Raw genomic sequence first — 25,387 nt, 5'->3', positions numbered from 1 at the left:
CCCGAACTTTTCGACAGTTTGCAAGCGAAGCCTGCCGAGGCATCGACCGGCCGCCCTCAAGCCGAAACGACAGCAAACGCAACGTGACAGCGATGCGCGGACCGTCCGCGCGCGGGAGGATTTATGGCGCCTGTTCCCTTCGACCAATTGGAAGGCTTCATCTGGATGAACGGCGAGTTCATCAAATGGGCCGATGCGAAAGTCCACGTCTTGACCCACAGCCTCCACTACGGTGGCGCCGTCTTCGAAGGCGAGCGGGCCTATGGCGGTGAAATCTTCAAGCTGACCGAGCACAGCCAGCGCCTGCACGAGTCGGCGAAAATCCTCGGCTACACCATTCCCTATTCGGTGGCCGAGATCGACGAGGCCTGCAGCACCCTTTTGAAGATGCAGGGTTTTGAGGACGCCTATGTGCGGCCGATCGCCTGGCGCGGCAGCGAGCAGACCTCCGTCGCAGCTCAAAACAACCGCATCCATTGCGCGGTCGCCATCTGGCAGTGGCCGAGCTATTTCGATGCCGAACAGAAGATGAAGGGACTGAGGCTCGACTGGGCCGACTACAGGCGACCGGATCCCAAAACGGCGCCTTCGAAGTCGAAGGCATCCGGCCTCTATATGATCTGCACCATGTCCAGGCATCTGGCCGAGGCGAGGGGCTATGCCGACGCGCTGATGCTCGATTGGCGCGGGCAGGTGGCGGAAGCGACCGGCGCCAACGTCTTCTTCGTCAAGGACGGCAAGCTGCACACGCCGACGGCCGACTGTTTCCTCGACGGCATCACCCGGCGCACGGTGATGGAACTGGCGCGCGAGCGCGGCATAGAAGTGGTCGAGCGCGCGATCTGGCCGGAGGAACTGGCGGGCTTCGAAGAATGTTTCCTGACCGGTTCGGCGGCTGAGGTGACGCCGATCAGCGAGGTCGGCGAATATCGATTCGCGGTCGGTGCGATCAGCAAAACACTTGTGCAGGCTTATGCCGATGCTGTTCGACCCAAGCGCGCGGCGGCCGCTGCATAAGAAAAAATCGTGGAATTGTGGTCAGAAAGCAGTTTTGCGCTGGTTTTTTAAGCCTGCATTTTTCTGCATTTGACTTTCAACCGATTCGCGGTCTCATGATGGCGTCTGCCGGCGGCGGCTGGCATCCAAGGAGGGACTTCAGAATGGAAACACTTCTTCCGATCATCGTCCAGGTGGTTACCGGTATCGTCGGCGGTCAGGCGGTGGGCGCGGCGCTGCAGCAAGCAGCGATGTCCCAGCTTCCGAAGCTGCTCGGTGGTGCAATCGGCGGCGTTGGCGGTGCTGCAATTCTCGGCAGCCTGCTTCACGGCGGCGCGGTTGACCCGGCTGCAGCTACGGCTGCCGCCAGCGGTCTGGGCAGCGCACTCAACCTGAACAACATCGTCGGCGGCGCCGGCGGTGGTGCGATCCTGACCGGCGTCATCGGCATGGTCATGAACGCGATGAAGAAGTAAGTCGGGACACTTATATCTTTCGGCATGGGCGGCTTCGGCCGCCCATTTCGTTTTGGGAAGCCCCCTCGGAGCCTTCCCATGTTCGGCGAGACTGGACGCGGCCGGTCGGGGTCTCTAGGTGGAAGGACAAGACGAAGGAGCCATCATGGGTCAGCTCAACGCCGGCATCGTTCCGGTCACGCCATTCCAGCAGAACTGCACGATCCTGTTCGACGGCGACAGCAAGGCGGGCGTGGTGGTCGATCCCGGCGGCGATGTCGACCGCATTCTGGCGGCAGTGCGCGACAACGGCATTTCCGTCGAGGCGATCTGGATCACACACGGCCATATCGATCATGCCGGCGGCGCGATGGATTTGAAGGATGCGCTTGGCGTCGATATCATCGGACCGCATGAAGCGGACCAGCCGCTGCTCGACAATTTGGAAAACCAGGCGCGCCGTTTCGGCGTCACCGATACGATCCGCAACTGCGTGCCGGACCGGTTCCTGGCTGAAGGCGAGACCGTATCGTTCGGCGAGCATGTCTTCGAGGTGCTGCATTGCCCGGGGCACGCGCCCGGGCATGTCGTCTTTTTCAACCGCGCGGCGAAGTTCGCCCATGTCGGCGACGTGTTGTTCCACGGTTCCGTCGGCCGCACCGATCTTCCCGGCGGAAGTCATGAAACGTTGATCCGCATGATCAAGGAAAAGCTACTGCCGCTTGGCGACGACATCGGCTTCTTGTGTGGGCACGGCCCGGGCAGCCGGTTCGGCGACGAACGCCGCTCCAACCCTTTCCTGGTCTGATCCCTTCGACTTCCCGTCAGAGCGGTATCACAAGAAAAAAAGCGCCGCCCGAAGGCGGCGCTTTTCGTTGGGCAGGGAACTTTGGTTTGGTGGCCGGTTAGTTGGCGGTGCAGAAATGCTGCTGGCCGTCATAGCCGGTAAAGGTACCGGAACGCGCGTTGAACGAGCGGTAGCGGTCCGAGCAATAGCTGTACCATTCCGGAGTCCAGGGCTCGACGCCGCCGGCGTAGGAATAATACTGCCGCACGACCGGCCGCGGTCGCACCACGTAACGGGGCTGAGGCTCGTAGTAAGGATCGTAGTCGTCGTAATAGGTCGGCTCGCGATAGCGCGGTTGCGACAGCGCGCCAGCGATGATGGCTCCGGCCGCAAGGCCCACGACACCGGCGGCGAGGGCATCACCCGAACGGTTGTGGTGACGGCGCCAGCGCCAGTCATCAGCACTTGCGGGCGAGAAGGTCGCCAGCGTCGTCGCGCCGACGGCAACGGACAGGATGGCGGCTTTGAAAAATCTGTTCATGACGGTCTCCTTCATCCCGGTTCGCCTGGTTCTTCTGGAGGCGTGGCCCGGTCTTGCAGCCAGTAATAGTGGGTCGTGGCTGAACGGAGGCTGAACAAAAGTGGCGCTTGCGCGACCCGGCCAATACGTCCCACCGCGTCGATCAGGCGGTGGGCGAACTCTATCGGTCCATGTAATTCCTGATCGCCGGCTTAGCCGACCGTCAGGTTGACCGCCTTGGGACCCTTGCCGCGCTTATCCGGCTCGGTGTCGAAAGTCACTTTCTGTCCATCTTCAAGACCAGGAAGTCCCGATGCTTGTACAGCCGAGATATGAACGAAGACATCCTTCGCCCCGTCGTCCGGCGTGATGAAGCCGAAACCCTTGGCATGATTGAAGAATTTGACAGTGCCGGTCTGCGGCATGGGAAACTCCTTTGAACCCCATCAGTCCAGTCTCCGGGCCCGCAAAGAACCCAGACGGCAAATTTGTCGTTTATTTTGGCGATATCGGCAAGAAAAACTTTTGCTGTACGGAAACCGCAGCCGCGCCGATGCTTTGACAATGAAAAAAGGCGCGACGGAAACCGTCGCGCCTCTCGAATTTGCTCGAATTCGAAAAAACTTATGCCGCGCGCAGGTTGACGGCCTTCGGACCCTTGCCCATGCGGTCGGGTTCCACGTCGAAGGTGACCTTCTGGCCATCGACGAGCGTGCGCAGACCGGAGGCCTCGACCGCCGAGATGTGAACGAACACGTCCTTGGCGCCGCCGTCCGGCGTGATGAAGCCAAAGCCTTTGGTGCTGTTGAAGAACTTTACGGTACCGGTCTGGGCCATTGGGGAAACTCCTTCACCCGTTCAATGGTGGGTTCTGCCTCGTCTCGCGCCGGTTGGCAGTTCCCGGTTCTTGCTTCGGCGTTCATGCATTCGCGCACGACAAAAACCCCCGCCGAAAAACGGGGCCGTCAGAGATTCACACTATCGGGGAAAGGGTCGTGCAAAACGTTCCAGTCTCCGGGTCGCAAATGCCCGAACACAAAATTTATCGCACGGAAATGTGATTGTTGCAAGCTGAAGCCTGAGGGAACAACACCCAGCTTTCACGCTCCCTAATACTAAGACAATACATGGTCATCTACCACAGGCGCGCAAGGATAGGCCCAGATCGAGAGGAACGGGTTTCGTCCCTCGTCGGCGACGAGCGGCCGCGTGTCGTTTCATGCCCCGTAGGGCCGCCTATTCACCACGGTTGAAGCCGGCGCTTGCGTTCCGCCAAGCCGTGTCTATTCAATCGCGCTGAATATGGCTGTCGCGTTAATCGCTGCGCACGGCCATATCGCCCGGCGTCTTGCGTCGGGAGGGGGTGATGGAGGGACGACCATGCAGTTTCTGAAGTTCTTCTTGCGGCCGCAGGGAGCGGCGCTTGCCATTGTCGCCCTGGTGCTTGCGGCCTGTACGGTGGTGGTCGACGAAGGGCCAGGACCACGCCCGCCTTTCCCGGGGCCTGGGCCACAATTCTGCACGCGCGAATATGCGCCCGTCTGCGCGCGGCGCGGCGGAGACAGGCAGACCTTTGCCAATGCCTGCATGGCACGTCGGTCCGGCTATCGCATCATTGGCGACGGCCAATGCCGAGGCGGTGGCTGGGACGATGGCGGCGATCGTCCGCAGTTCTGCACCCGCGAATATGCGCCGGTCTGTGCCCGCCGGCATGGCCAGTTGCAGACATTTCCGAACGGCTGCGAGGCGCGCGCCGCCGGCTGGCGCGTCGTCGACGATGGCCCCTGCTAGACCGTGAACACGGGTGCCGTTGTCTTTCCGGCAACGGCACCCACCTCGGTTGATGCTTGAAACCGGCTCTCGGATAGCCTAGGTCGCAACAGGCTCAGACGAACATGGCAGGTGTCCCATCAACCGGGCATTGAGAAGGCGCGAAGGCGCAAAGGGTGGGGCCGGTGGCCCGACGCAACCACCGCGCGGTGGCGATCTGGATCGCGCCGTCGGGCAGGCGTTGCAACTGCACCAGATGGGGCGGCTGCAGGAAGCCGAAAACCTCTACCGGCAGGTGCTTGGCGCCAAGGCAAACCATGCCGCGGCCGCGCATTTTCTCGGCCTGCTTCTGCATCAGACCGGTCGCAGTACCGAGGGACTTGCGCTGATTGAACAGTCGCTGCGGGCCGAGCCGAAGAATCCGGACTTCCTGAACAATTATGGCACGGTGCTGCGCGATGCCGGTCGCGGGGTTGCGGCGGCCGAGCAGTTCCGCAAGGCGGTGGCGGCAAAGCCGGACCATGGCGCGGCCCGCGACAATCTCGGCTCGACGCTTCGCCAGATCGGCCATTTCGACGCCGCGGAAGAGGTGTTCCGCGCCACGATCGGCCGTAACCCGTTCCATATGCGGGCCAGGGCCGGCCTTGCCGAGACGCAGCAGGAAGCCGGGCGACTGGACGATGCGTTGGCCACTTTCCGCGAGGCGCTGGCCATCCGGCCCAAGGATGCCGAACTCAACCACGGCTATGGCGTGGGGCTGATGGAGAAGGGGCGGCTTTCCGAAGCGGCCGAGCATTTCCGCACGGCGCTGGTGGCCGATCCGACGCAGGCGAAATCATGGCTGATGCTTTCCCAGGTCAAGCCGCAGCGTGAAAGCGACGGCGAACTGGCCGCGATGGAAGCGCAGCATGCCAAGGTACCGGCCGACAGCCTGGCGCGCATGCAGCTTTCCTTCGGCCTCGGCAAGGCGCATGACGATCTCAAGGTCTACGACAAGGCGTTCGACTATTTCGCCGAGGGCAACGCCATCCGCCGCAAGGGCATCGCCTACGACGGCGCCAGGACGCGCGCCGAATTCGAGGCGATGAAGGCGACCTTCACCAAAGCATTTTTCGAGAAGCACAAGTCGAGTGCGATCGAGGACGATGCGCCGATCTTCGTCGTCGGCATGCCGCGTTCGGGCACCACGCTGGTCGAGCAGATCATCGCCAGCCATCCGCAGGTGTTCGGCGCCGGCGAGCTCACCATCCTCAAGACCGCTGTCGGCAAGGGGTTCCCGCTCGACATGAAGGGCGGCTTCCCGGCTGGCATCGCCGATATGCCTGACAAGGCGTTTGCCGATGCCGGGCACGATTATCTCGACATGCTGCATACCCGCTATCCGGGCTTCAAACATGTCACCGACAAAATGCCAGGCAACTTCCTGCTCGTCGGCTTCCTGCACCTGATGCTGCCCAAGGCCAAGATCGTGCATTGCAGCCGCAACGCGGTGGCCACCTGCCTGTCGATCTTCAAGTCGCATTTCCGCGGCGACGGCCATCTCTATGGCTACGACCTCGCCGAGCTGGCCGATTTCCACAATCTCTACCTGGACATGATGGCGCATTGGCACGCCGTCCTGCCGGGTGTCGTGCACGACGTGCGCTATGAGGATTTCGTCGCCGACCAGGAAGGCCAGAGCCGCGCGCTGATCGACTATCTCGGCCTGCCATGGAGCGATGCCGTATTGTCGTTCCATCAGAACGAGCGACAGGTGCGCACGGCGTCGGCCGCGCAAGTGCGCCAGCCCATGTACAAGGGTTCGGTCGACCTGTGGAAACGTTATGGCGATCGGCTGAACCCGCTGATCGAGCGGCTGAAGTAGCGCCGCTCGAAGGTTGAACGGCTTAGAACAGCTTCATGATGCGCACGGTGCCAATTTGGCGGTGCGCGCAAGGCAGGCCAGCTCTCTGCCGTCTCTGCAATCGCTTTTAGCAGATTGGGCGGGCTGCGCCGGATCTCAAAAAACGAACCGCCGGATCGTCTGGGGATACGATCCGGCGGTTGGAAACCGGCCTCCGTTTTGGAAAGGCCGGCCTCTGGCTACTTGATGGGAGCGTTCATTGCCCAGTTGACACCGAAGGGGTCGCGCAGGCTGCCCCAGCGGTCGCCCCAGAACATTTCCGCAAGCGGGTTTTCGATTTCACAGCCGGCATCCACCGCGCGTTTCCACCAGCTTTCGATGTTGTCAGCCCCAAGCACGAGCTGCATCGTATAGCCTTGGGCCGCTTTGTGCGGATGGCCATGCTCCGGAAACGCATCGCTCAGCATCAGCGACGAACCGTTGATGTAGAGATGGATGTGCATGGTGCGGCCCTGTTCGTCCGGCGGATAGGAGAACACCTCCTCGGCGCCGAAGGCACGCTTGTAGAAATCGGCGGCTTTCACGGCACCGTCAACCTGGAGATAGGCGATCAGTCCGCCGAGTACTTTCGGGCGGGGATATTCGGTCTGTGCGGTCGTGTCGTTCATCTGACTTTCCTCTCGTTACAATGTGACTAGCGAACTGTTGCCTGGATTCTGAAAGGCCGGCTCGGCTGTTCATCGACAGCCTCGGGCCAGCCGATGTCCTTGCGCAATTCGATCGGCAGCGAACGAAGCACGCGCTGGGTTCGAGCGTGGGTGCGTGCCGCCGAATATCGGGTCGCGATGCGACCAATGGATGACAGGATCGACATGGTGCATTCTCCCTCTGATTGGCGGCGACATCATCGTGCCGACAACCAAGGAACGAATGGTGCGATCGCATTCCGACAGCGGCGCAAAATTTATTTCAGCCGACGGAGGGAGCCCTCGCGATCAGTGTCCCGGCCGGCCGCTTTTCTTGGGTCGCCGTGTCTGCCGGCGCTGGTCGCCCGGATCTTCGTAGGAGCCGATGCCGGCACGTTCGCGCACGACCGGCTTCACGTCCTCCGGCTTGACCGGACGCGCACCCTCGACCGGCTTTTCCGTTCGCCGCACCGTCATCTCGTCGAGCGTGTTCTTGCGGAACAGCGACTTGCCGTCGTCCGGTGTGCCATAGTCCGAGCCGTGCGCCTCGGCCGCCGATTGTTTCTTGAACAGCGAACGCGAAACCGCGCCAGCCGGCGTCGGCATGTCGGTGCCCGGTCCCATGTCGTCGATGGACGGCTTGGCAAACAGCGATTTCTTCACGGGGACGGCACCATCGGCGCCCATCTCGTCGAGATGCGGCTTGCGGAAGAGGTTCGGCCGGGCAGCCTTGGCCGCTTCCTCGGCGGCGCGGGCTTCGTCGAGCTTGCGGAAACGCTCCTGCTCCTCGGCGGTACGGTGCTTGGCCACACCCTTGTTGTGCTTGCCCTTCTCCCGGCCAGAGGAGGGGCTTTGGCCCTCGACCTCGCGCGCTAGCGGGTCGTCGGAGATGGCGAGCTCCATCTCGCGCAGCCGTTTGATCTCGTCGCGGACGCGGGCCGCCTTCTCGAAGTCCAGATTGGCGGCCGCGTCGCGCATCTGCTTGTCGAGCGCTTCCAGATGGGCCTTGAGGTTGTTGCCCATCATCGCGCCGGCACTATCGGTGAACTGCGAGATGTCGGCGCGGACGTGGTCCTTCTCGTAGACCGAATCCAGGATGTCGGCGATGCGCGACTTCACGCTTTCCGGCGTGATGCCGTTGGCCTCATTGTATTCCAGCTGCTTCTCGCGGCGGCGGTTGGTCTCCGCCATCGCCCGCTCCATCGAGCCGGTGACCTGGTCGGCATAGAGGATGACCTTGCCGTCGACATTGCGCGCGGCGCGGCCGATCGTCTGGATCAGCGACGTCTCGGAACGCAGGAAGCCTTCCTTGTCGGCGTCAAGGATGGCGACGAAACCGCATTCGGGAATGTCGAGGCCTTCGCGCAACAGGTTGATGCCGACTAGCACGTCGAAGGCGCCGAGGCGCAAGTCGCGCAGGATCTCGATCCGCTCCAGCGTGTCGATGTCGGAGTGCATGTAGCGCACGCGGATGCCGTTCTCGTGCAGATATTCGGTCAGGTCCTCGGCCATGCGCTTGGTCAACACTGTGACCAGCGTGCGGTAACCGGCCTTGGTCGTCTCGCGGATTTCGCCAACGACATCGTCGACCTGGCTCTTCGCTGGCCGAATCTCGACCGGCGGGTCGATCAGGCCAGTCGGACGGATGACCTGTTCGGCGAAGACGCCGCCGGCCTGTTCCATCTCCCAGGCGCCGGGGGTGGCGGAAACACCGACGGTGAGCGGACGCATCGCATCCCACTCCTCGAAACGCAGCGGCCGGTTATCCATGCACGACGGCAGGCGGAAGCCGTATTCGGCCAGCGTCGCCTTGCGGCGGAAGTCGCCCCGGTACATGCCGCCGATCTGCGGCACGGTGACGTGGCTTTCATCGATGAAGACGAGCGCGTTGTCGGGGATGTATTCGAACAACGTCGGCGGCGGATCGCCGGGCCGGCGGCCGGTGAGATAGCGCGAATAGTTCTCGATGCCGGCGCAGGAGCCGGTGGCTTCCAGCATCTCCAGGTCGAAGCGGGTGCGCTGTTCCAGACGTTGCGCCTCGAGCAGACGGCCAGCTTTTTCAAGCTCTTGCAGGCGATGCTGCAATTCTTCCTTGATCGACTTGATGGCTTGATTCAGCGTCGGCCGCGGCGTCACATAGTGCGAGTTGGCATAGATCTTCACGCTTTTCAGGTCGCCGGTCTTGTTGCCGGTCAGCGGATCGAACTCAGTGATCGTCTCGATCTCGTCGCCGAACATCGAGATGCGCCAGGCGCGGTCTTCCAGGTGGGCCGGAAAGATTTCGATGGTGTCGCCGCGCACGCGGAAGGAGCCGCGCACGAAGTTGGCGTCCTGGCGCTTGTATTGCTGGGCGACGAGGTCGGCGAGCAGTTGGCGCTGGTCGAGGCGGTCGCCGATCGACATCTGGAAGGTCATCGCGGTGTAGGTTTCGACCGAACCGATACCGTAGATGCACGAGACCGAAGCGACGATGATGACGTCGTCGCGTTCGAGCAGCGAGCGCGTCGCCGAGTGGCGCATGCGGTCGATCTGCTCGTTGATGGAGCTTTCCTTCTCGATATAGGTGTCCGTCCGGGGCACATAGGCTTCCGGTTGGTAGTAGTCGTAGTAGGAGACGAAATACTCGACCGCGTTCTCCGGGAAGAACTTCTTGAACTCGGCATAGAGCTGCGCTGCCAGCGTCTTGTTCGGCGCCAGGATCAGGGCGGGGCGCTGGGTCTCTTCGATCACCTTGGCCATGGTGAAGGTCTTGCCCGAGCCGGTGACGCCGAGCAGAACCTGGGTGCGGTCCTCATTGGCGACACCTTCGACAAGGTCCTTGATCGCCGTGGGCTGGTCGCCGGACGGCTTGAATTCCGTTTCCATCTTGATGGCGATGCCGCCTTCCGACTTCTCCGGGCGTTCGGGGCGGTGCGGTGTCCACAGCACGCCGTTCTTGTGCAGCGGGTTGCCGCTTTCAATCAGCGCCGACAGCGCGGCAACGGTGGCGGTGACGCCGGAATTGGACAGCGTTTCGGCATCTTCGAGCGAGATATCGAGGCCGGCGACCGGGTTGAGGCCGGCCGCTGTGCGCTCCTTGGCCGTGGCGGCGCCGCCCATGGAGGTGCCACGTGCCGTGCGCGTCGGTGCGGCGCTCTTTTCGGGAACCTTTTTCGGCTTCGGTGTCGCCTTCTCCGCTTCCCTGGAAATCTGTTCGGCCCAGTCCGAGATCGAGCCGCTCAATGGCGCACCGGCGAATTCTGCTTGCGGCGCTTCGTTGAAGCCACCGCGATGCAGTGGCTCGGATGCGTCGAGGAAGTCGGTAACCCCGTTGCCGCGCTTGCGCGGCTGCGCACGGTCGTCAGGCGCCGATGCGGACGTTTTCTTGTCGGAGGATTTGGCCATGCGTCGAATATGGGAGGAGTCCGCCAAAATGGGAAGAGCCGAAAGGTCTTGAGCGACCCTTCGGCTTCGATCTCAACGGCGCTGCTGACATCAGGCTGTCAGGAGCCGGTCAGCGCGGGCAGGGGAAACCGGGGGCGATCTTGCAATGAGCGCCGGGATGCGGCCTGGGCGGACGCGGTTTCCAGCCCGGACGGTGCGGTGGCTTGTGCCAATGGGGCGGCCGCTGCCAGTGCGGCGGGCGATGTGGCGGCCGCACGACGATCGTCGGTGCGATGACCACCGCAGGCGGGCGGCCGGCATAATTGGTCAGATAGTTGGCCGAGACCCAGCCATGGAGGCCGGCGCCCCGCACATTGCACCAATTGTCTTCGCAGCCACGCAGGTTCACGCGAGTGCCCGCCGTCAGCGTGCCGAGCTTGGCATAACCCGCCCCCGGGCCGGAGCGCACGTTGACGTTGCCGGTGGTGTGGGCCGTGGCCGCCAGCGCCGGCGCGGCGGTTGCGATCCCGCCAAGCAAGGCAAGGGCGGTCAGCAATTTACGAAACATCATCGTCCTCCTCCATGACTTCGGTTCGAAGGATTGCATATTAGCCCGCGCTTTCGCAGCGTCACCAGCCTTGTCTGTAGATATAGTTAGGGAGACTGGAAGAAAGTCAGGTTCCATCGGGTTCGTGAGGAAAGTTTTGTCGAATTCGCTCTCGATCTCGCCGTATCAATTCTTCGATAAGATCGATTTTCCTCGAATGCTCTTCTTGTTCTTTAGACGATGCATTGAAGTGAGTTTGATATGCCGATCCCTGAAGGTGATCCTGAAGGATATTGATGAACTCCCGATCGCCAAGTTTTCGGACTTGCCGTTGCGGAGGAGACTTCCATCCTGGCTCGGCTAAGCCTTTCTCATATATCACGTAGGGACTGATTGCCCCCAGCGGCGGATCGAGCGTCTCGAGACGGGACAGCGAGAGGACGTAGTGTCCGTTCCGCTCGGAGGCCTCGACGATATTCTCCGCAAAGGCAATCGCATTGTAGTTTCCAGAAGCCGATATTCCGGAGCGCCTCGGCATATACAAGAGAACCCAATCGCCCAGAGCGCTCTGAACCAGTCTAAGATATTTTTTGGAAAAGAAGAATTTATCGCCAATATCTGGTGCTCTATCCCGCCTGCTGGGATGTTTTAGAACTATATGCGCCAAATGTGATCCCCCGGTATTTTTTACTCGGGCGATCTTTTTTGGGAAACTGACCTATGGTTGCTCCTGTGAGAGGTACAAGTTTAAGTTTAGTGAACCTCGCATTTAGACATTTCGCGTTGTGCGGATATCGTTTGCTGATGGAAGCGCGGATACTTTGACCGCAATATCCAGATAGCCCAGCCGGGCTTCGGTTTCGCGGACGCTATCCATGCAGCAACTGGCCCGGCACAGTTGTCTTATCTGCTCTATTTGGCAGACGCTACGCGCCTATCTTCATTGGTATCAGGGACGGATGAGGGACCGGGCCACCGTCTTTGGCGAGGAGGAGTCATCATGACGAGTTTGCAGGCCGTCTACATCGAATCCGACGCGCTGGGTCTGGCTGGGCTGGTGCAGCGGGGCGAGGTTTCGCCGCTGGAAGTGGTCGAGACCGCCATCGCGATGATCGAGCGCCTCAATCCCAGGCTCAATGCGGTCATTCACCGTCTCTATGACATGGGGCGGGAAACGGCGGCCAGGGTTGACCGCAAGGCGCCGTTCGCGGGCGTTCCGTTCCTGGCCAAGGAACTTGGCAGTTCGTGGAAGGGCGCGCCGCGCACCAATTCGTCGGCCTATCTGAAGCATATCGTGGCCAGCGACGATTCCGAAGGGGTGCGCCGTGCTAAGGCGGCGGGCCTGGTTCTGGTCGGCAAGTCGAACGCACCGGAGAATGGCTGGTCGATCTCGACCGAGCCCAAACTGCATGGCGCTACCATCAACCCCTGGAAGGAAGGCATCACCGCTGGCGGTTCGAGCGGCGGCACCGCGGCGGCAGTGGCCTCGCGCATGGTGCAGATCAGCGAGGCGAGCGACGGGGCCGGCTCCATCCGCATCCCGGCCTCCTGTTGCGGCATCGTCGGGCTGAAACCCTCGCGTGGCCGCGTCACGCTCGCACCCGACGGCGACTTCTGGTACGGCGGCGCCTATTTCCTGTGCCATTCACGCACGGTGCGCGACACCGCTGCCTATCTCGACGCGGTCGCCGGTGCGCTGCCTGGCGATACCTACGTGCCGCCACGGCCAGCCGAAAGCTGGCTGGAATTGTCGCGACGCGCGCCGAAGCGGCTGCGCATCGGCTACACCGTCACGTCCACCAACGGCACGCCGGTCGACCCCGAAGTGAAGTCGGCGGTGCTGGCGACTGCCAAGACCCTTGAGGGGCTCGGACACGATGTCGAGGAGCACAATATGGCGCTCGACGGCAACGACGCCTGGAACACCTATACCCATATGGGGCCTGTGGAGGTGGCGGCGATGTTCGAGGAACTGGCCGCTGTCGTCGGGCGTCCGGTGACGCGGGACGATGTCGAGCCGATCACCTGGGCGGTGATCGAGCGCGGCCGTTCGATCAGCGGCATCAAGCATGCGCAAGACGTTCATAAGCTGCGCCTGCTCAGCCGCGCCATCGCGACCGATCTTTCCCCCTATGACATCTTCGTCACACCGACGCTGACGCAATTGCCGCGCCCGATGGGCTATTACGACATGTCTGAGACCGATCTCGACCGCTACAATGCGAAATGGGCGGATGCCGGTTTCGCGTTTCCGTTCAACCTCTCGGGTTTGCCGGCGATCTCATTGCCGCTCGGCTGGTCTTGCGAGGACATTCCGATCGGGGTTCAGCTCGTCGGGCGCTATGGCGACGAGGCCGCCGTGCTGGCCGTCTCGACCCAGCTCGAACAGGCTATGCCCTGGAAGGACAGGCGGCCATCGATCAGCGCGTGAAGGTTCGCGCTTTTGAATACGGCTTTGTCGTTTCGCACCCTTGTCGGTACGAACTCGACCTGACGCTGCTTCACCCGTTCGGCTCGAATGTGTAAACGGGAGCAAACGAACCGGGCCGCGCGTGTCGAACTATCCGCTCTCCTACAAGCTCTCCTGGCTGCCGCGCTTCCTGAGTCCGTCGCTCGACGGCGATGCCCGGGATTTCGCGCCGCCCGCCGCCGCGCTGATCGCGCCCAGGCCGGCAAGAACGGTGCGGCTGGCGTTCATCGGCGACATTTCGGCGGTTGCGTCGCGACAGGCGCCGGTGTGCGATCCAGCTTTGAAGGAACTGCTCGGTTCGGCCGATCTCGTCATCGGCAATTGCGAGAGCCCGGTGGTGGGACGTGCGCGCGCCCGTTTCGGCACATGGATCGGTACGCATCATGCGATGAACGAGACCTTCCTGTCGGAGGCAATCGCGGCCGTCGGTATCGTGCCCCAACGCCTGGTGCTGTCGGTGGCCAACAACCACATGCTGGACCAGGGCCCTGACGGGTTCGACGAGACGCTGGCGGCCTTGCGGCGCCTCGGCATCGGTGTGATCGGCGCGGCTGCCGACGGTCCGGTAAAGCGTATCAAAGTCCAGGACCTGTCGGTCGGCTTCGCCGCCTTCACGCTGTGGCGCAACGCCGACGAGGCGCTGTTTGCCGGCCGTGTCTCAACGGAAGGCGATCCGGCACGTTGGCTGGATGGTAGTCTGGCAGACGCCGACCTCATGTGCGCGGTGCCGCATTGGGGCTGGGAGTTCAGGCATTTTCCGCAACGCGAAACGATGGAGCTGGCCGGGCGCCTGGTGGAGCACGGTTTCGGGCTGATTGCCGGGCACCACGCTCATGTCGTGCAGCCGGTCGGGCAGGTTGGCATGGTACCTGTCGCCTATGGGCTCGGCGATTTCCTCGGCACCGCGTTGGCCCGCCAGCCATGGCCGGGCCGCATCGGTGCGATCTTTACCGTCGATGTCAGCGCGGAAGAGGGCAGCCGGGGGCAGGTCGCCAGCTACCGGATGCATCCCTTCATGCGGTTGCGCGATGGCGGACGCGAGCGGCTGATGCCTGTGGATGCGTTGCCCGGACGGCTGCGCGCGCGGGTCGAGGCGCGGTTGGCGCGTGTGCTGGGGGCAGCCGAGGCCTGATTGGTCAGCAATCGAAACCGTAATTGGTGCGGTAAAATTCGACGTCTTCCTTCGGCATCTGCTTGAACATGGCGCAAACCGTGAAGCTGCCGATCTGGCGGCCGTTCTTGGCGTAGCCCCAGTCGGAGATGTCGTCGCGGGTGAACTGGATGGTCTGGCCGGCAACCACGTTGCGGACCGCTTGCGGCTCGTTTGCAAGGGTGCCCTCAAAACCCTCCTTGGTACGGCTGAACGGGATGACCCAGAAATGTTCCGTGGCGTCGCCGTCGCGGACCATCACCTTCAGCTTGTAGCCTTGGGTGTCGTTCGGTGGCGCTTCGGCCAGTTTCAGGAAATCGTCCAGCGTCGCCCGGGCGTGTTTGATCGCGGCGTTCATGTCGGGGTCGTCCCGAGCGATGTCGACGACCTTGTCATCGCTTTGCGCGCCGGCGGTAAGCGGGACCAGGAACAGGGCTATGAGCAGCAACAGTCGAGGCAAGCGGTTCACGGGCAGCTCCTGCTGTTGCCGGTCAATCCGAGTTTGGCTTTAATCTTTCAGCCGTAACGCAGCTTCATGGCGACGATAGCCGCGACCAGCACGAAGGTGAAGCCGTTGGCCAAGATGACCGGCCAGGAGCCGATCAGCACCCCGTAGAGTGCCCACAGCAGGATGCCAAAGGCCAGGAAGCCGGTGGTGGCCAGCGAGATGTCGCCAGCCCGGCGCTCGCGCGCGATCTTGGCGACCTGCGGAATCCAGCCGACGGTCGTAATGAAAGCGGCGACCGCGCCGATGAGTTCGATTGACGGGAGCAAGACAGTTTCTTTCGCAAATATCGGTGGGAGGCCGATTGAACCGGTTCAATAATGGCAGAAAGCGTGATTCCTGGGAAGACGGACATGGGCTGGACCAAAAAAGAAGATGTCAGGCCCGTGGAACCCTCCATGCGAGCGATCCGTGAGGCGCGAACCGGGCGTCACAAGCCTCTAAGCGATGTCATAAAACGTGTCTGGCAGGATTTTTTCGGCGCCGTTTCGTGAATGGCGGGATCGCGAAATGCGGCGTTCGGGTGGCATCGGGGCTCGGTGGCGAGCGAGTTCCTTTTGTTGCGCAAAACCGCTGCAGCGAATGGCACGAGACGGTCCGAAGCAGTGGCTATGCGCAAATGTGTCTGAAATAAGCCCATGATTTCATTTAACAAAGTCACCCTTCGTGATTTGTTTGCGCTGGCCGTCAACGGTTAGCTTTTGCCTGTCCTGCCGCTCCTGCCGCGTTCGATCCTGTTTTGGCGGAGAGGCTGAAGGGCACTTTCGATTTCCGAAAACGGAGCATCAAGCCATGAAGAAGACCCTCGCGACCGCAGCCGCTCTCCTTGCCCTCGTCGGCTCAGCCTATGCCGCGACGGTGGCCGGCAAGATCGAGGCAATCGACCCTGCCACCAAGTCGATCACGCTTGACGACGGCAAAATCTATCAGCTGCCCCCGGAAGCCTCGCTGACGCATCTCAAGGTCGGCGCCAAAGTGAACGTCACCGTCGACGACAAGACGGGCACCGTGACGTCGATCGCCAAGGGATCGTAGCCGCGCGTTTCGGGCGACAACCTTCCATGGATGGCCGGCCCCGACGGGCCGGCCGCTATGTGCAGGCAAACGCGGACGCAACGCCGTTTGTTACGGCGAGGGCAACTGTGCCGAGAGCCAGCCGGCCGAACGCCCCATTGCCGAAGCCGTGCTGGACACAGTCTGGCTGAGGCCGGTCTTGACCAGGGCGTAGCCATTTTCGGTGCGGTAGAGGACGGCGCGGCCTCCGTCGACCATCGTATCGTAGAAAGTCGGCTTGAAATCGGGATTGGCGACCGCCGTCGCACTCGGACCGATTGGCATTTCGGGCCGGCGCAGCCCGAGCGCCGCGATTTCGTCGGTGATGACAGGCGGCGGGCCGTTATCGGGCGTGGCAGGCGCCGCGGCGAGCTTGCTGGCCGGCTTCTGCACGGTGCGGCAAACGCCGGACACCAACGGATAGTCGAAACTCTTGTGGCGCAGCACTTGGCTTTTCATGGCTGCCTCGCAGTCGGCAAGGTTCGACCATTTGGCCGGCGTCTCGCCGATATATTCGCAAAGCTTGGCGTCACAGTCGCAGCCGACGATGGTCATGGCGACGAGGGCGGTCTTGATCACGTGTTCGGTCCCTTCGGAAGTCGCGACGACGATGACCTTCGAACAAGGCGGGATTTCGCTGTGATTGTGAAATGAGCGTGGCGTTTTGCGCAGCGCTGCCGGCCGCGACAAGATCAGCAGCCGTGGCCGTGTTCGGCCCGGCAGGTTCCAAAAGACAGTTGGCGCCGGGATCTCTCCCAGCGCCTCCCTGTCAGACCAGGACCAGTCAGCGGTCGCAACATCCAAAGGTTGTTGCAGCGTGCCAGCCTTGATTTTGACGACCCTTCAGGTCGCGCACCCCGAAAGGCAGCGCCCTTTCCGGATCACGCCGTTCTCGGTCCTTTCGAACTCCGGTCGACGTGCCATCGAAGGTCTTTCCCGGCCTTCATGGCTTGCATCGGTCCGCCGTTGGCGTTCGCACGCTTTCCGCGGCCCCGTACTTCGTGGCTCCCGCTCCAGCATCAGGCCGAAACCTGCGCCGGTCGGCGCCGTACGGGCCTCAGGAGTTTCCGCGTGGTTGCCGTTGTCTTTCGACCGTTCAATCCGTGGCCGCCTGAGATAATCTAACCATACGCCCGTTTGACGGCGCCCGGAACCGCTGACGGCCTGTGGATACCGGGATTATCGGGTATATCGGCTGGCGGTCGCAGTTTTTTCGGGTAAACAGGCCGGTTTGCCGCGAGCGGCCTGAACAGGCGAATTCGGTCAGGCGCTTGCTCTCCATTCCCCTGCGCGCTTCAATGCCGGCAAAGAACCGCCACGATCGGGGGAGGCGCGGTTGAAAGTCGGTGTCATCCTCAATCCGGTCGCCGGCGGCGGGCGATTGAAGCAGGACTGGACCATGGTCGCCGCGGCGATCGAACGGCATCTCGGTGCCTTCGACATGCGGGAGACGCAGGCCGAGCGTGATGCCGAGCGGCTGGCGCTGGAATTCGCCGTCGAAGGTTACGAGCTGGTGCTGGCCGCCGGCGGCGACGGTACGGCCAGCGAAGTGGCCGACGGCCTGCTGCAGGCCGTGGGCGAAGGCCATGCCGGCACGGCGCTCGCCTTGCTGCCTTGCGGCACCGGAAGCGATTTCGCGCGCGGGCTCGATCTTCCGCGCGACATCGATGCGCTGCTCGCGCGGATCGCCGCCAGCGAAGCCCGCATGATCGATGTCGGCCGCATCTGTTATGTCGACGACCACGGAGCGCTCGCCAGCCGGCATTTCATCAACATCGCCAGCGCCGGCCTTTCCGGGGCGGCGGACCGGGCGGTGAATGCCGACAAGCGCAAGGGAAGGGTGTCGGCGAAACTGCTCTTCCTATGGCGCACGGCGACGGAGTTCCTGCGCTACCGCTTTCAGACGGTGTCGATCACCGTCGACGACGGCGAGCCGTTCGAAGCGCGCGTCGCGCTGGTCGCCGCCGCCAATGGCCGTTTCTTCGGCGGTGGCATGATGATCGCGCCCGATGCCGTGCTCGACGATGGGCAGTTCGACTTCGTCATCCTGCGGGCGGCGAGCAAGCTCCGGCTGATCTGGGATATCCGGCTGCTCTATGGCGGCCGGCATCGCAATCATCCGGCCATCACCATCGTACGGGGCAAAAGGCTACTGGTGGAGCCGGTCGGCGATGCGAACGGCAACAGCGCGCTCGTCGACATTGACGGAGAGTCGCCGGGCCAGATTCCGGCGCAGTTCGAGATCCTGCCGCGGGCCCTGTCGGTCAGGTGGTAAGCAGGCCTGGTTCCAGCGACATACGCCGAATGTCCTCAGGTGTTGATTCAACCACCTGCCGATCCGATTCCGCTATGGGCGGCAAGCCGTTGATCTTGAATCGTTTTCCTCAGGCCTCAAGCTTGGCCGGAAAGCCTGGAGCTCGAAGGTCAGTGCCGACTGCGTCTTCCAGGAGTTTGACGATCATCGTCGACCAGGCGTCGCCGCCGTATTTTTGTTTGCCCAACTCGAAGATGGCATTGACCCGCGATGCGAGGTCGAGCGGCACGCCGAACTCCTCGCCCATGCGCGCGGCAAAGCCGAGATCCTTCAGCGCGAGATCCATGGTGAAGCCGATGTCGTAGGAGCCGCTGAGCACTAACTGGCTCTCGGTCTCGTGGACAAAGCTGGTGCCCGACGAGGCGGCGATGGCGTGAAACGCCTGGGCGAGATCGAGCCCGCCCTGCTTCGCCAGCATCAGCGCCTCGCCGGCGGCGACGAGGTGGATGAAGGCCAGCATGTTGGTGATGACCTTGATCACCGCCGCCGAGCCGACCGGGCCCATCAGGAACGAGCGCGAACACATCGCTTCGATTGCTTCGCGGTGGCGCTCGTAGAGGGCGGGGTCGCCGCCGACCAGTGCCGTGATTTTTCCCGTGGCCGCGAGGTGGACGCCACCGGTGACGGGGCACTCCAGCGTCTCGACGCCCCTCGCGGCGGCAAGCGCCGCGAGACGGATAATTTCGTCGCGGCCGTTGGTCGACATCTCGATCCAGGTTCCGCCCCTCGTCAGGCCTTCCAGCAGCCCAGCCGGGCCGGCGAGTACGGCCTCGCTGATCTTGGGCGAGGGCAGGCAGGTGATGGCGTTTTTTGCGCGGGCCGCCGCGTCCGCTGGAGAGGCGGCGGCGGTGGCGCCGAGCGCTACGAGGCGCGCGACCGCCGCCGGATCATGGTCGTGGACGGTGACGTCGAAGCCGTTGCGGACGAGCGAGGCGGCGAGATGACCCCCGAGATGGCCGAGGCCGATGAAGGCGTATGCCTCGCTCACGGCATCAACGGCGTCTGCATCATCTGCAGGTGAAGTTCCTTGCCGCTGTAGGGATGCGCTTCGCACACCGCCTCGTTCAGCTCGACGCCGAGGCCCGGCTCCTTCGATGGGATGACCCAGCCGTCCTGCCATTCGATTTTTTTCTTCAGCAGGGTGGCGTGGAAGCCATCCCATTGCTTGAGCGATTCCAGGATCAGGAAGTTCGGCAGAGTCGCGGCGAGCTGGATGTTGGCGGCGCCGACGATCGGTCCGCAATAGCAATGCGGAGCGATCTGGATGTGATAGGCCTCAGCCATCGCCGCGATCTTCTTGGTTTCCAGAATGCCGCCCGAGCGGCCGAGATCCGGCTGCAGGATGGTGGCGGCACGATTTTCGATGACACGTGCGAACTCGAATTTCGTCGTCAGCCGCTCGCCGGTGGCGATCGGGATCGACGTGCCACGAGCGACCTGCGCCATCACCTCGGGCATGTCCGGCGGCACCGGCTCCTCGAACCAGAGCGGATCGTAGGGCTCGATGGCGCGAGCCATGCGCAAGGCGCCGGACGCGGTGAACTGGCCGTGCGTGCCGAACAGGATGTCGGCGCGGGTGCCGACCGCCTCGCGGATCGCCTTGATCATCCGGGCGGACAGGTCGATGTCGATCAGGCGGGGCTGATGGCCGTCAAAGGCCGTATAGGGACCGGCCGGATCGAGCTTCACCGCGTTGAAGCCCTGGCCGACGTAGAGTGCGGCGCATTCTGCGGCAAGGTCGGGGTCGTTGTAGACGTTCTTGCCGCTCGCGTCCTCCGAATGGACGCTGCCGGAATGCGGATAGAGATAGGTGTAGGAACGCAGCTTCTCGTGCACCTGGCCGCCCAGCAGCTTGTATACCGGTTTGCCGGCCTCCTTGCCGATGATGTCCCAGCAAGCCATTTCGAGCGCCGAGAAACAGCCCATGCCGGACACGTCCGGACGCTGGGTGAAGCCGGACGAATAGCAGCGGCGGAAGAAGTTCTCGACATCATGCGGGTCGCGACCGACCAGATAGCGTTCCGCCATATCCTCGATCATGCGCGCGGTGACATGCGCAGAGAAAGTGGCGTTGTAAGCCTCGCCATAGCCGACGACGTTGGAATCGGTCGTCAGCTTCACGAAGATGAAATACTTGCCGCCGATGCCCGGCGGAGGGTTGCCGACAACCCAGGTCTTGACGTCGGTGATTTTCATCGGTGGTCCTCCAAAACCATTTCGGCGCCTTTCCAACCCGTCATGATCGAGGCGGCATTGGTGTTGCCGGCGATATTGTCAGGGAAAATCGAAGCGTCGATGACGCGCAGGCCCGCAAGGCCATGGACCTTGAGGCGCGGATCGACCACGGCGCGCGATGGGTCCGGCCCCATGCGGCAGGTCGAGACGGGATGATAAACGGTGCCCGAGCGCTTCCTGAAATCCTGAATCAGGTCCGCATCGGAAGTGATTGACGGGCCTGGCAAAACCTCTTCCGCGATGACCTCGGCCATCGCCGGCATGGCTGCGATGCGGCGCAGGAATTTCACCGCGTCGAGCATTTCCGACACGTCTTCATTGGTCGAAAAGGCATTGGGCGTGATCTTCGGGTAGGCGAATGGGTCCGCCGAGCGGATCATGATTTCGCCACGGCTCGACGGTCTGCAGTTGGAAAGGCCGATGGAGAAGCCCGGCCAGGGGTCCGGTGTCAGGATAGGGCGCTCTCCGGCTCGAGGCAGCACGGTCGAGAACACCTGGAAATAGAGCTGCATGTTCGGGCGCGGCTGGTCGGCATCCGTGCGGAAGAAGCCGCCACCCTGGTTCATCGACATCGACAGCGGTCCGGAGCGCAGCACCAGATAGTGCAGGCCGACCAGCAGCTTGCCCCACCACGGTCGCAGGATCTGGTTAAGCGTCGGCTGCGTAGCCTTCCAGGTGTAGTTGACGCCCTGGTGGTCCTGGAGGTTGCGGCCGACATTGTCCGCCGCGTGGACGACCGGGATGTCGAGGTCGGTGAGCAGGGGGCCGGGTCCAACGCCCGACAATTGCAAAAGCTGCGGCGAATTGATGGAGCCGCCCGACAGGATGACTTCCCTGCCGGCACGCGCGGTCCTGGTTTCGCCATTCTGGACATATTCGACGCCGACGGCGCGTTTGCCCTCGAACAGGATTTTTGTTGCCAGCGCATGCATTTCGACGCGGACATTGGCGCGCTTCATGGCGGGGCGCAGGAAGGCACGCGCCGCCGAGACACGACGGCCGTTCCTGGTGGTGATCTGGTAGACGCCGGCGCCCTCCTGCGCGGCACCGTTGAAGTCGCTGTTCGGCGGCAGGCCAGCCTGCTCGGCTGCTTTGAGATAGCGGACCGTCAGTGGATGCACGCGCGCGCGATTGTCGGTGATGTGGACTGGCCCGCCGCGCCCGCGCCACTGGTTGGCACCAGCCTCGTTGTCCTCGAGCGCCTTGAAGATCGGCAGGACGTCGTCATAGCTCCAGCCGGGGTTGCCGGCTTCGGCCCAGGCGTCGAAATCCTCCCGCGCACCACGGATCCATACCATCGCGTTGATGGAACTCGATCCACCCAGGATCTTGCCGCGCGGCCAATGATCGGCGCTGTTGGCAAGCCCCGGGTCCGGTTCCGCCTTGTAGTTCCAGTTCACCACAGGGTCAAAAAAGGTCTTGCCGTAGCCCAGGGGCATCTGCACGAAGAAGCGACGGTCGGTGCCGCCTGCCTCCAGCACCAGGACCGAGAAGCGACCGGAGGCCGAGAGGCGTTCTGCCACGACCGAGCCTGCCGAGCCCGATCCAACGACGATGAAATCATAAGTCTGCATGTTGGGGTGTGATGTCCGGAATGCTTGTCGGCATCAGACTAGCTGTCGCATTCCCTGCAATCACCGGCACTTCCGGCATGCTGTGTGAGAAATGCGACCACGTGGTTTCTTCATTCGCGCAACACTGTCTCGCGTGGTGGCGGCGTTGACGCCTTGGCGTCACGTCGCTACGCCATCATGACGACGCTTTGGCATGAGGGACTTTCGCATGGTGCATTACGCGGATGGAAAACCGCTCGGCGATCTGACGCTGCGGACGCTGGCCATGCCTTCGGACGCCAATGCCGCGGGCGACATTTTCGGCGGCTGGGTGATGGCGCAGATGGACCTTGCCTGCGGCATCCGCGCGGCGGAGCGCGCCAAGGGAAGGGTGGTGACGGCGGCGGTGAAGGAAATGTCCTTCGCAAAGCCGATGAAAATCGGCGATACGCTGTGCATCTACACGCATGTCGAGCGTGTCGGCCGGACCTCGATGACACTGAAGGTCGAGGCCTGGGCGCAACGATACCTTTCCGACCTGATGGAAATGGTAACCCACGCCGATTTCGTCATGGTGGCGCTCGATGGCGAAGGCAGGCCGAAAGTCGTGCCGGCCGAATGACGCTGATGGCCGTCAGGCCACAGCCTTGATGCCGTCAAAACGGGCACGCGCTTCGTTGATGCGGCCTGTATTGGCGATGGCCCATTCAGCCAATCCCTTGACCGGGATCGACAGCTCTCGGCCAAGATCGGTCAATTCGTAATCCACCCTTGGCGGAATGGTCGGAAAGACCGTGCGCGTGACAAACCCGTCGCGTTCCAGGCTGCGCAGCGTCGTCGTCAGCATCTTTTGCGAGATGTTGCCGATGCCGTGCTTGATCTCGTTGAAGCGCTGCGGGCCCTCTCCGAGATTCTGCACCACGAGCAAAGACCATTTGTCGCCGATGCGTTGCAGGATATCGCTCACCGCCTGGCAATCCTTGGTGATGTGGGGGTGCCTCGGTTTCAAAAAAGTGCCTCCTTGCCAACCGAGTTGACAGTATCAGATATAGTCTCGGTATCCAAATGATACTGTATTTGATGAGGAGCTTGTAGATGTCAAAGCCCAAGATCGCCGTCGTTATCGGCTCGACGCGTGCCGCCCGCTTCGCCGACGCGCCGACCGAATGGATTGCAAAACTGGCCCGGGAACGCGGCGACTTAACCGTCGAGGTGGTGGACCTTCGTGATTTTCCGATGCCGTTCTTCGATGAGGTGGCGTCGTCGCTGTGGGTGCCCTCCAGCAACGAGATTGCGCAGAAGTGGCAGAAGAAGGTCGAGGAATATGACGGCTACATCTTCGTCACCGGCGAATACAATCGCGGGCCCAGCGCGGTCCTGAAGAACGCGCTCGACTATGCCTACACCGAGTGGAACAGGAAACCTGCGGCTTTCGTGGGGTATGGCGGTGTCGGCGGTGCCCGCGCGATCGAACAGCTGCGTCTCAATGCCGTCGAATTGCAGATGGCGCCGGTGCGTACGGCCGTGCACATCGTTCTTGCCGACTACCTCGCCATCAAAGCCGGCAGGAAGATCGTGGAGTTCGAGCACCTCAACCAGGCCGCGCACGACATGCTGAACCAGTTGTCCTGGTTTGCACATGCCTTGAAGGCCGCGCGCGACGCGGATGCCGAGACGGCGGATGTGGCAGCAGCTTGAAGTCGCCTGGATGTTGATCTGAACGCGCAAAAGGCAGCCGACAGGCTGCCCTTGCCGCGCCCTCAGGCCCGGAGCTTAGCGCACCACGCCACGATGCGCCGCTGCCAGACGCGAGGCGATGACCTTGTCGATACGGCGACCGTCGAGATCGACTACCTCGAAGCGCCAGCCTTGCGCGTCCACTGTTTCCCCGGTCGTCGGCAGATGCGCGAAGTGGGACAGGAGATAGCCGGCGACGGTTTCGTAGTCGCGATCTTCCGGCAGGTCGAAGCCGAGCAGATCGGCCATTTCGTCGGCGGGCATGTAGCCGGCCAGCAACCACGAGCCATCCTCGCGCTGGACGGCACTTTCTTCCTCGTCGCCGGCGTCCAGGTCGGAACGGAACACGCCGGTGATCGCCTCGAGGATGTCGGCGGGCGTGACGACGCCTTCGAAGTGGCCGTATTCGTCATGGACCAGCGCCATCGGCACGTCGGATTCGCGCAGCTTGGCCAACACGTCCAGCGCATCGGCCTGGTCGTGGACGATCGGGGCCGCCTTCACATGCTTTCGCGGGTCGAGCGCGCGGCCGCCAAGCATTGCAGCCAGCACGTCGCGTGTCTGCACCACACCCAACATGGCATCCACGCTCTCGCCGGCGGGGAGACGCGAGTGCTGCGTTTCCATCAAGAGCTTGCGCGTGGTGGCGTCGTCGGCCTGCAGGTTGATCCAGTCGATGTCGGTGCGCGGTGTCATCACGGCGCGGACGGCGCGGTCGCCCAGCCGCATGACGCCGGCAATCATGCGGCGTTCGTCGGATTCGATGGTGCCGTGATGTTCGGCCTCGGCAACCAGCATCTTGATCTCTTCGTCGGTGACCTTCTCTTCGCTTTCGCCGCGCTGGCCGAGCAGCCACAATACGGCGCGGCCGGAAATGTCTAGGACGAACACCACGGGTGCGGCGATCTTGGCGAGCACCGCCATGAAAGGCGCCGCGCGGGCCGCCACGCGCTCGGGATCGCGCAGCGCGATCTGCTTGGGCACCAGTTCGCCGATGATGAGCGACGCATAGGTAATGATGGCGACAACGATGCCCACGCCGACGGGGTTGGCAAATCGCGGACCAACGCCGGAAGCGGCCAGGAAGTCGGCAAGTCGTTCGCCCAGCGTGGCGCCCGAAAACGCGCCCGACAAGATGCCGACCAGCGTAATGCCGATCTGGACCGAAGACAGGAATTTGCCGGGGTTGGCGCCCAGTTCCAGCGCGCGCGCCGCGCCATGGACATCGCGGTCGATCATCGCCTTCAGCCTTGCGGGGCGGGCCGAGACGATCGCGAGCTCGGACATTGCCAAAAGGCCGTTCACACAGATGAGAGCGACCACGATACCGATTTCAGCATAAAGCATGCGCGCTCATAGCATTTCGAAGGGGGCTTCGAAAAGCGGCGAGCTCTGTTTTGTCC

At 62.8% G+C, this 25,387-nt stretch carries 27 protein-coding genes; 11 read left to right on the top strand and 16 right to left on the bottom strand.

What is annotated here, in order from left to right; genetic code table 11:
• Positions 1-123: 123 nt before the first annotated feature.
• From QFZ88_RS06820 to QFZ88_RS06810, 3 genes are all read left to right on the top strand, one after another.
• Positions 124-1,017, top strand: a complete 894-nt coding sequence (locus QFZ88_RS06820; protein WP_024925398.1) for a branched-chain amino acid aminotransferase — start codon at positions 124-126, stop codon at positions 1,015-1,017.
• A 143-nt stretch (positions 1,018-1,160) separates the two neighbouring features.
• Complete coding sequence (locus tag QFZ88_RS06815; RefSeq protein WP_024925397.1) at positions 1,161-1,472, top strand: hypothetical protein; 312 nt, start codon at positions 1,161-1,163, stop codon at positions 1,470-1,472.
• Between the two features lie 145 nt (positions 1,473-1,617).
• A complete protein-coding gene (locus QFZ88_RS06810; RefSeq protein WP_024925396.1) occupies positions 1,618-2,259 on the top strand; it encodes an MBL fold metallo-hydrolase in 642 nt (213 codons plus the stop codon).
• Between the two features lie 97 nt (positions 2,260-2,356).
• Here the strand turns inward: QFZ88_RS06810 and QFZ88_RS06805 are convergent, their stop codons facing one another.
• The 3 genes from QFZ88_RS06805 to QFZ88_RS06795 all read right to left on the bottom strand — a co-directional run bounded on the left by QFZ88_RS06805 (position 2,357) and on the right by QFZ88_RS06795 (position 3,595).
• On the bottom strand, positions 2,357-2,779 hold the full coding sequence (locus QFZ88_RS06805; protein WP_024925395.1) for a BA14K family protein: 423 nt from the start codon (positions 2,777-2,779) through the stop codon (positions 2,357-2,359).
• A 191-nt stretch (positions 2,780-2,970) separates the two neighbouring features.
• Complete coding sequence (locus tag QFZ88_RS06800) at positions 2,971-3,183, bottom strand: cold-shock protein (RefSeq protein WP_024925394.1); 213 nt, start codon at positions 3,181-3,183, stop codon at positions 2,971-2,973.
• A gap of 199 nt (positions 3,184-3,382) precedes the next feature.
• Entirely contained in the window at positions 3,383-3,595 is a 213-nt protein-coding gene (locus QFZ88_RS06795; protein ID WP_024925393.1) for a cold-shock protein, read from the bottom strand.
• A gap of 543 nt (positions 3,596-4,138) precedes the next feature.
• On the opposite strand from QFZ88_RS06795, the gene QFZ88_RS06790 reads away from it, so the two are divergent.
• Entirely contained in the window at positions 4,139-4,549 is a 411-nt protein-coding gene (locus tag QFZ88_RS06790; protein WP_024925392.1) for a Kazal-type serine protease inhibitor domain-containing protein, read from the top strand.
• 130 nt (positions 4,550-4,679) lie between these two features.
• Entirely contained in the window at positions 4,680-6,392 is a 1,713-nt protein-coding gene (locus QFZ88_RS06785; RefSeq protein ID WP_024925391.1) for a tetratricopeptide repeat-containing sulfotransferase family protein, read from the top strand.
• A gap of 218 nt (positions 6,393-6,610) precedes the next feature.
• Here the strand turns inward: QFZ88_RS06785 and QFZ88_RS06780 are convergent, their stop codons facing one another.
• From QFZ88_RS06780 to QFZ88_RS06760, 5 genes are all read right to left on the bottom strand, one after another.
• On the bottom strand, positions 6,611-7,039 hold the full coding sequence (locus QFZ88_RS06780; RefSeq protein WP_024925390.1) for a VOC family protein: 429 nt from the start codon (positions 7,037-7,039) through the stop codon (positions 6,611-6,613).
• 26 nt (positions 7,040-7,065) lie between these two features.
• Positions 7,066-7,245 carry a hypothetical protein gene (locus QFZ88_RS06775; RefSeq protein WP_024925389.1) on the bottom strand — a complete coding sequence of 60 codons (180 nt, stop codon included), beginning with the start codon at positions 7,243-7,245 and terminating at the stop codon, positions 7,066-7,068.
• A 121-nt stretch (positions 7,246-7,366) separates the two neighbouring features.
• On the bottom strand, positions 7,367-10,441 hold the full coding sequence (gene uvrB, locus QFZ88_RS06770; RefSeq protein ID WP_024925388.1) for an excinuclease ABC subunit UvrB: 3,075 nt from the start codon (positions 10,439-10,441) through the stop codon (positions 7,367-7,369).
• A 109-nt stretch (positions 10,442-10,550) separates the two neighbouring features.
• On the bottom strand, positions 10,551-10,991 hold the full coding sequence (locus QFZ88_RS06765) for an SH3 domain-containing protein (RefSeq protein ID WP_024925387.1): 441 nt from the start codon (positions 10,989-10,991) through the stop codon (positions 10,551-10,553).
• A 103-nt stretch (positions 10,992-11,094) separates the two neighbouring features.
• Entirely contained in the window at positions 11,095-11,634 is a 540-nt protein-coding gene (locus QFZ88_RS06760) for a hypothetical protein (protein WP_137901377.1), read from the bottom strand.
• Between the two features lie 333 nt (positions 11,635-11,967).
• On the opposite strand from QFZ88_RS06760, the gene QFZ88_RS06755 reads away from it, so the two are divergent.
• The gene (locus QFZ88_RS06755) at positions 11,968-13,398 is read left to right on the top strand and encodes an amidase (RefSeq protein WP_024925385.1); all 1,431 of its coding nucleotides are present in this window, start codon (positions 11,968-11,970) and stop codon (positions 13,396-13,398) included.
• A gap of 121 nt (positions 13,399-13,519) precedes the next feature.
• Entirely contained in the window at positions 13,520-14,569 is a 1,050-nt protein-coding gene (locus QFZ88_RS06750) for a CapA family protein (RefSeq protein ID WP_024925384.1), read from the top strand.
• A gap of 4 nt (positions 14,570-14,573) precedes the next feature.
• Here QFZ88_RS06750 and QFZ88_RS06745 read toward each other — a convergent pair whose 3' ends face one another.
• Both QFZ88_RS06745 and QFZ88_RS06740 read right to left on the bottom strand, forming a co-directional pair.
• Positions 14,574-15,056, bottom strand: a complete 483-nt coding sequence (locus tag QFZ88_RS06745; RefSeq protein WP_244431127.1) for a YegJ family protein — start codon at positions 15,054-15,056, stop codon at positions 14,574-14,576.
• Positions 15,057-15,103: 47 nt separating this feature from the next.
• Positions 15,104-15,361: a SemiSWEET family sugar transporter gene (locus QFZ88_RS06740; protein WP_024925382.1), complete on the bottom strand. Its 258-nt coding sequence runs from the start codon at positions 15,359-15,361 to the stop codon at positions 15,104-15,106.
• A gap of 523 nt (positions 15,362-15,884) precedes the next feature.
• Here QFZ88_RS06740 and QFZ88_RS06735 point away from each other — a divergent pair.
• The gene (locus tag QFZ88_RS06735) at positions 15,885-16,127 is read left to right on the top strand and encodes a DUF1344 domain-containing protein (RefSeq protein ID WP_024925381.1); all 243 of its coding nucleotides are present in this window, start codon (positions 15,885-15,887) and stop codon (positions 16,125-16,127) included.
• A gap of 90 nt (positions 16,128-16,217) precedes the next feature.
• On the opposite strand, the gene QFZ88_RS06730 is transcribed toward QFZ88_RS06735, so the two are convergent.
• Positions 16,218-16,724: a hypothetical protein gene (locus tag QFZ88_RS06730; protein WP_024925380.1), complete on the bottom strand. Its 507-nt coding sequence runs from the start codon at positions 16,722-16,724 to the stop codon at positions 16,218-16,220.
• A 757-nt stretch (positions 16,725-17,481) separates the two neighbouring features.
• On the opposite strand from QFZ88_RS06730, the gene QFZ88_RS06725 reads away from it, so the two are divergent.
• Entirely contained in the window at positions 17,482-18,420 is a 939-nt protein-coding gene (locus QFZ88_RS06725; RefSeq protein WP_024925379.1) for a diacylglycerol/lipid kinase family protein, read from the top strand.
• A gap of 109 nt (positions 18,421-18,529) precedes the next feature.
• Here the strand turns inward: QFZ88_RS06725 and QFZ88_RS06720 are convergent, their stop codons facing one another.
• From QFZ88_RS06720 to QFZ88_RS06710, 3 genes are read right to left on the bottom strand one after another with little or no spacing between them, the layout of a single operon-like run.
• A complete protein-coding gene (locus tag QFZ88_RS06720; protein WP_024925378.1) occupies positions 18,530-19,447 on the bottom strand; it encodes an NAD(P)-dependent oxidoreductase in 918 nt (305 codons plus the stop codon).
• Positions 19,444-20,655, bottom strand: coding sequence for a mandelate racemase/muconate lactonizing enzyme family protein (locus QFZ88_RS06715; protein WP_024925377.1), 1,212 nt, complete (start codon positions 20,653-20,655; stop codon positions 19,444-19,446). The genes QFZ88_RS06720 and QFZ88_RS06715 overlap by 4 nt, the downstream gene beginning before the upstream one ends.
• Positions 20,652-22,268 carry a GMC family oxidoreductase gene (locus QFZ88_RS06710; protein WP_024925376.1) on the bottom strand — a complete coding sequence of 539 codons (1,617 nt, stop codon included), beginning with the start codon at positions 22,266-22,268 and terminating at the stop codon, positions 20,652-20,654. Before QFZ88_RS06710 ends, QFZ88_RS06715 begins: the two co-directional genes overlap by 4 nt.
• Before the next feature lie 208 nt (positions 22,269-22,476).
• Here QFZ88_RS06710 and QFZ88_RS06705 point away from each other — a divergent pair, with 208 nt between their 5' ends.
• A complete protein-coding gene (locus tag QFZ88_RS06705; RefSeq protein ID WP_024925375.1) occupies positions 22,477-22,869 on the top strand; it encodes an acyl-CoA thioesterase in 393 nt (130 codons plus the stop codon).
• A gap of 12 nt (positions 22,870-22,881) precedes the next feature.
• On the opposite strand, the gene QFZ88_RS06700 is transcribed toward QFZ88_RS06705, so the two are convergent.
• Positions 22,882-23,256, bottom strand: coding sequence for a winged helix-turn-helix transcriptional regulator (locus tag QFZ88_RS06700; protein WP_024925374.1), 375 nt, complete (start codon positions 23,254-23,256; stop codon positions 22,882-22,884).
• An 86-nt stretch (positions 23,257-23,342) separates the two neighbouring features.
• Here QFZ88_RS06700 and QFZ88_RS06695 point away from each other — a divergent pair, with 86 nt between their 5' ends.
• The gene (locus tag QFZ88_RS06695) at positions 23,343-23,945 is read left to right on the top strand and encodes an NADPH-dependent FMN reductase (protein WP_024925373.1); all 603 of its coding nucleotides are present in this window, start codon (positions 23,343-23,345) and stop codon (positions 23,943-23,945) included.
• Between the two features lie 75 nt (positions 23,946-24,020).
• Here QFZ88_RS06695 and QFZ88_RS06690 read toward each other — a convergent pair whose 3' ends face one another.
• On the bottom strand, positions 24,021-25,331 hold the full coding sequence (locus QFZ88_RS06690) for a hemolysin family protein (RefSeq protein WP_024925372.1): 1,311 nt from the start codon (positions 25,329-25,331) through the stop codon (positions 24,021-24,023).
• Positions 25,332-25,387: the final 56 nt, after the last annotated feature.

Origin of the sequence: Mesorhizobium sp. YL-MeA3-2017, from assembly GCF_030814575.1 — a bacterium.
In the GTDB taxonomy this organism is placed as follows: domain Bacteria; phylum Pseudomonadota; class Alphaproteobacteria; order Rhizobiales; family Rhizobiaceae; genus Mesorhizobium; species Mesorhizobium terrae.
Note: the sequence above shows the minus strand (reverse complement) of the source record. Positions and strands in the feature narration are given on the sequence as shown.

Coding starts and splice junctions, on each gene's coding strand:
- QFZ88_RS06820 (WP_024925398.1), top strand. CDS start 124: ATGGCGCCTGTTCCCTTCGACCAATTGGAAGGCTTCATCTGGATGAAC.
- QFZ88_RS06815 (WP_024925397.1), top strand. CDS start 1,161: ATGGAAACACTTCTTCCGATCATCGTCCAGGTGGTTACCGGTATCGTC.
- QFZ88_RS06810 (WP_024925396.1), top strand. CDS start 1,618: ATGGGTCAGCTCAACGCCGGCATCGTTCCGGTCACGCCATTCCAGCAG.
- QFZ88_RS06805 (WP_024925395.1), bottom strand. CDS start 2,779: ATGAACAGATTTTTCAAAGCCGCCATCCTGTCCGTTGCCGTCGGCGCG.
- QFZ88_RS06800 (WP_024925394.1), bottom strand. CDS start 3,183: ATGCCGCAGACCGGCACTGTCAAATTCTTCAATCATGCCAAGGGTTTC.
- QFZ88_RS06795 (WP_024925393.1), bottom strand. CDS start 3,595: ATGGCCCAGACCGGTACCGTAAAGTTCTTCAACAGCACCAAAGGCTTT.
- QFZ88_RS06790 (WP_024925392.1), top strand. CDS start 4,139: ATGCAGTTTCTGAAGTTCTTCTTGCGGCCGCAGGGAGCGGCGCTTGCC.
- QFZ88_RS06780 (WP_024925390.1), bottom strand. CDS start 7,039: ATGAACGACACGACCGCACAGACCGAATATCCCCGCCCGAAAGTACTC.
- QFZ88_RS06775 (WP_024925389.1), bottom strand. CDS start 7,245: ATGTCGATCCTGTCATCCATTGGTCGCATCGCGACCCGATATTCGGCG.
- uvrB (WP_024925388.1), bottom strand. CDS start 10,441: ATGGCCAAATCCTCCGACAAGAAAACGTCCGCATCGGCGCCTGACGAC.
- QFZ88_RS06765 (WP_024925387.1), bottom strand. CDS start 10,991: ATGATGTTTCGTAAATTGCTGACCGCCCTTGCCTTGCTTGGCGGGATC.
- QFZ88_RS06755 (WP_024925385.1), top strand. CDS start 11,968: ATGACGAGTTTGCAGGCCGTCTACATCGAATCCGACGCGCTGGGTCTG.
- QFZ88_RS06735 (WP_024925381.1), top strand. CDS start 15,885: ATGAAGAAGACCCTCGCGACCGCAGCCGCTCTCCTTGCCCTCGTCGGC.
- QFZ88_RS06715 (WP_024925377.1), bottom strand. CDS start 20,655: ATGAAAATCACCGACGTCAAGACCTGGGTTGTCGGCAACCCTCCGCCG.
- QFZ88_RS06710 (WP_024925376.1), bottom strand. CDS start 22,268: ATGCAGACTTATGATTTCATCGTCGTTGGATCGGGCTCGGCAGGCTCG.
- QFZ88_RS06705 (WP_024925375.1), top strand. CDS start 22,477: ATGGTGCATTACGCGGATGGAAAACCGCTCGGCGATCTGACGCTGCGG.
- QFZ88_RS06695 (WP_024925373.1), top strand. CDS start 23,343: ATGTCAAAGCCCAAGATCGCCGTCGTTATCGGCTCGACGCGTGCCGCC.
- QFZ88_RS06690 (WP_024925372.1), bottom strand. CDS start 25,331: ATGCTTTATGCTGAAATCGGTATCGTGGTCGCTCTCATCTGTGTGAAC.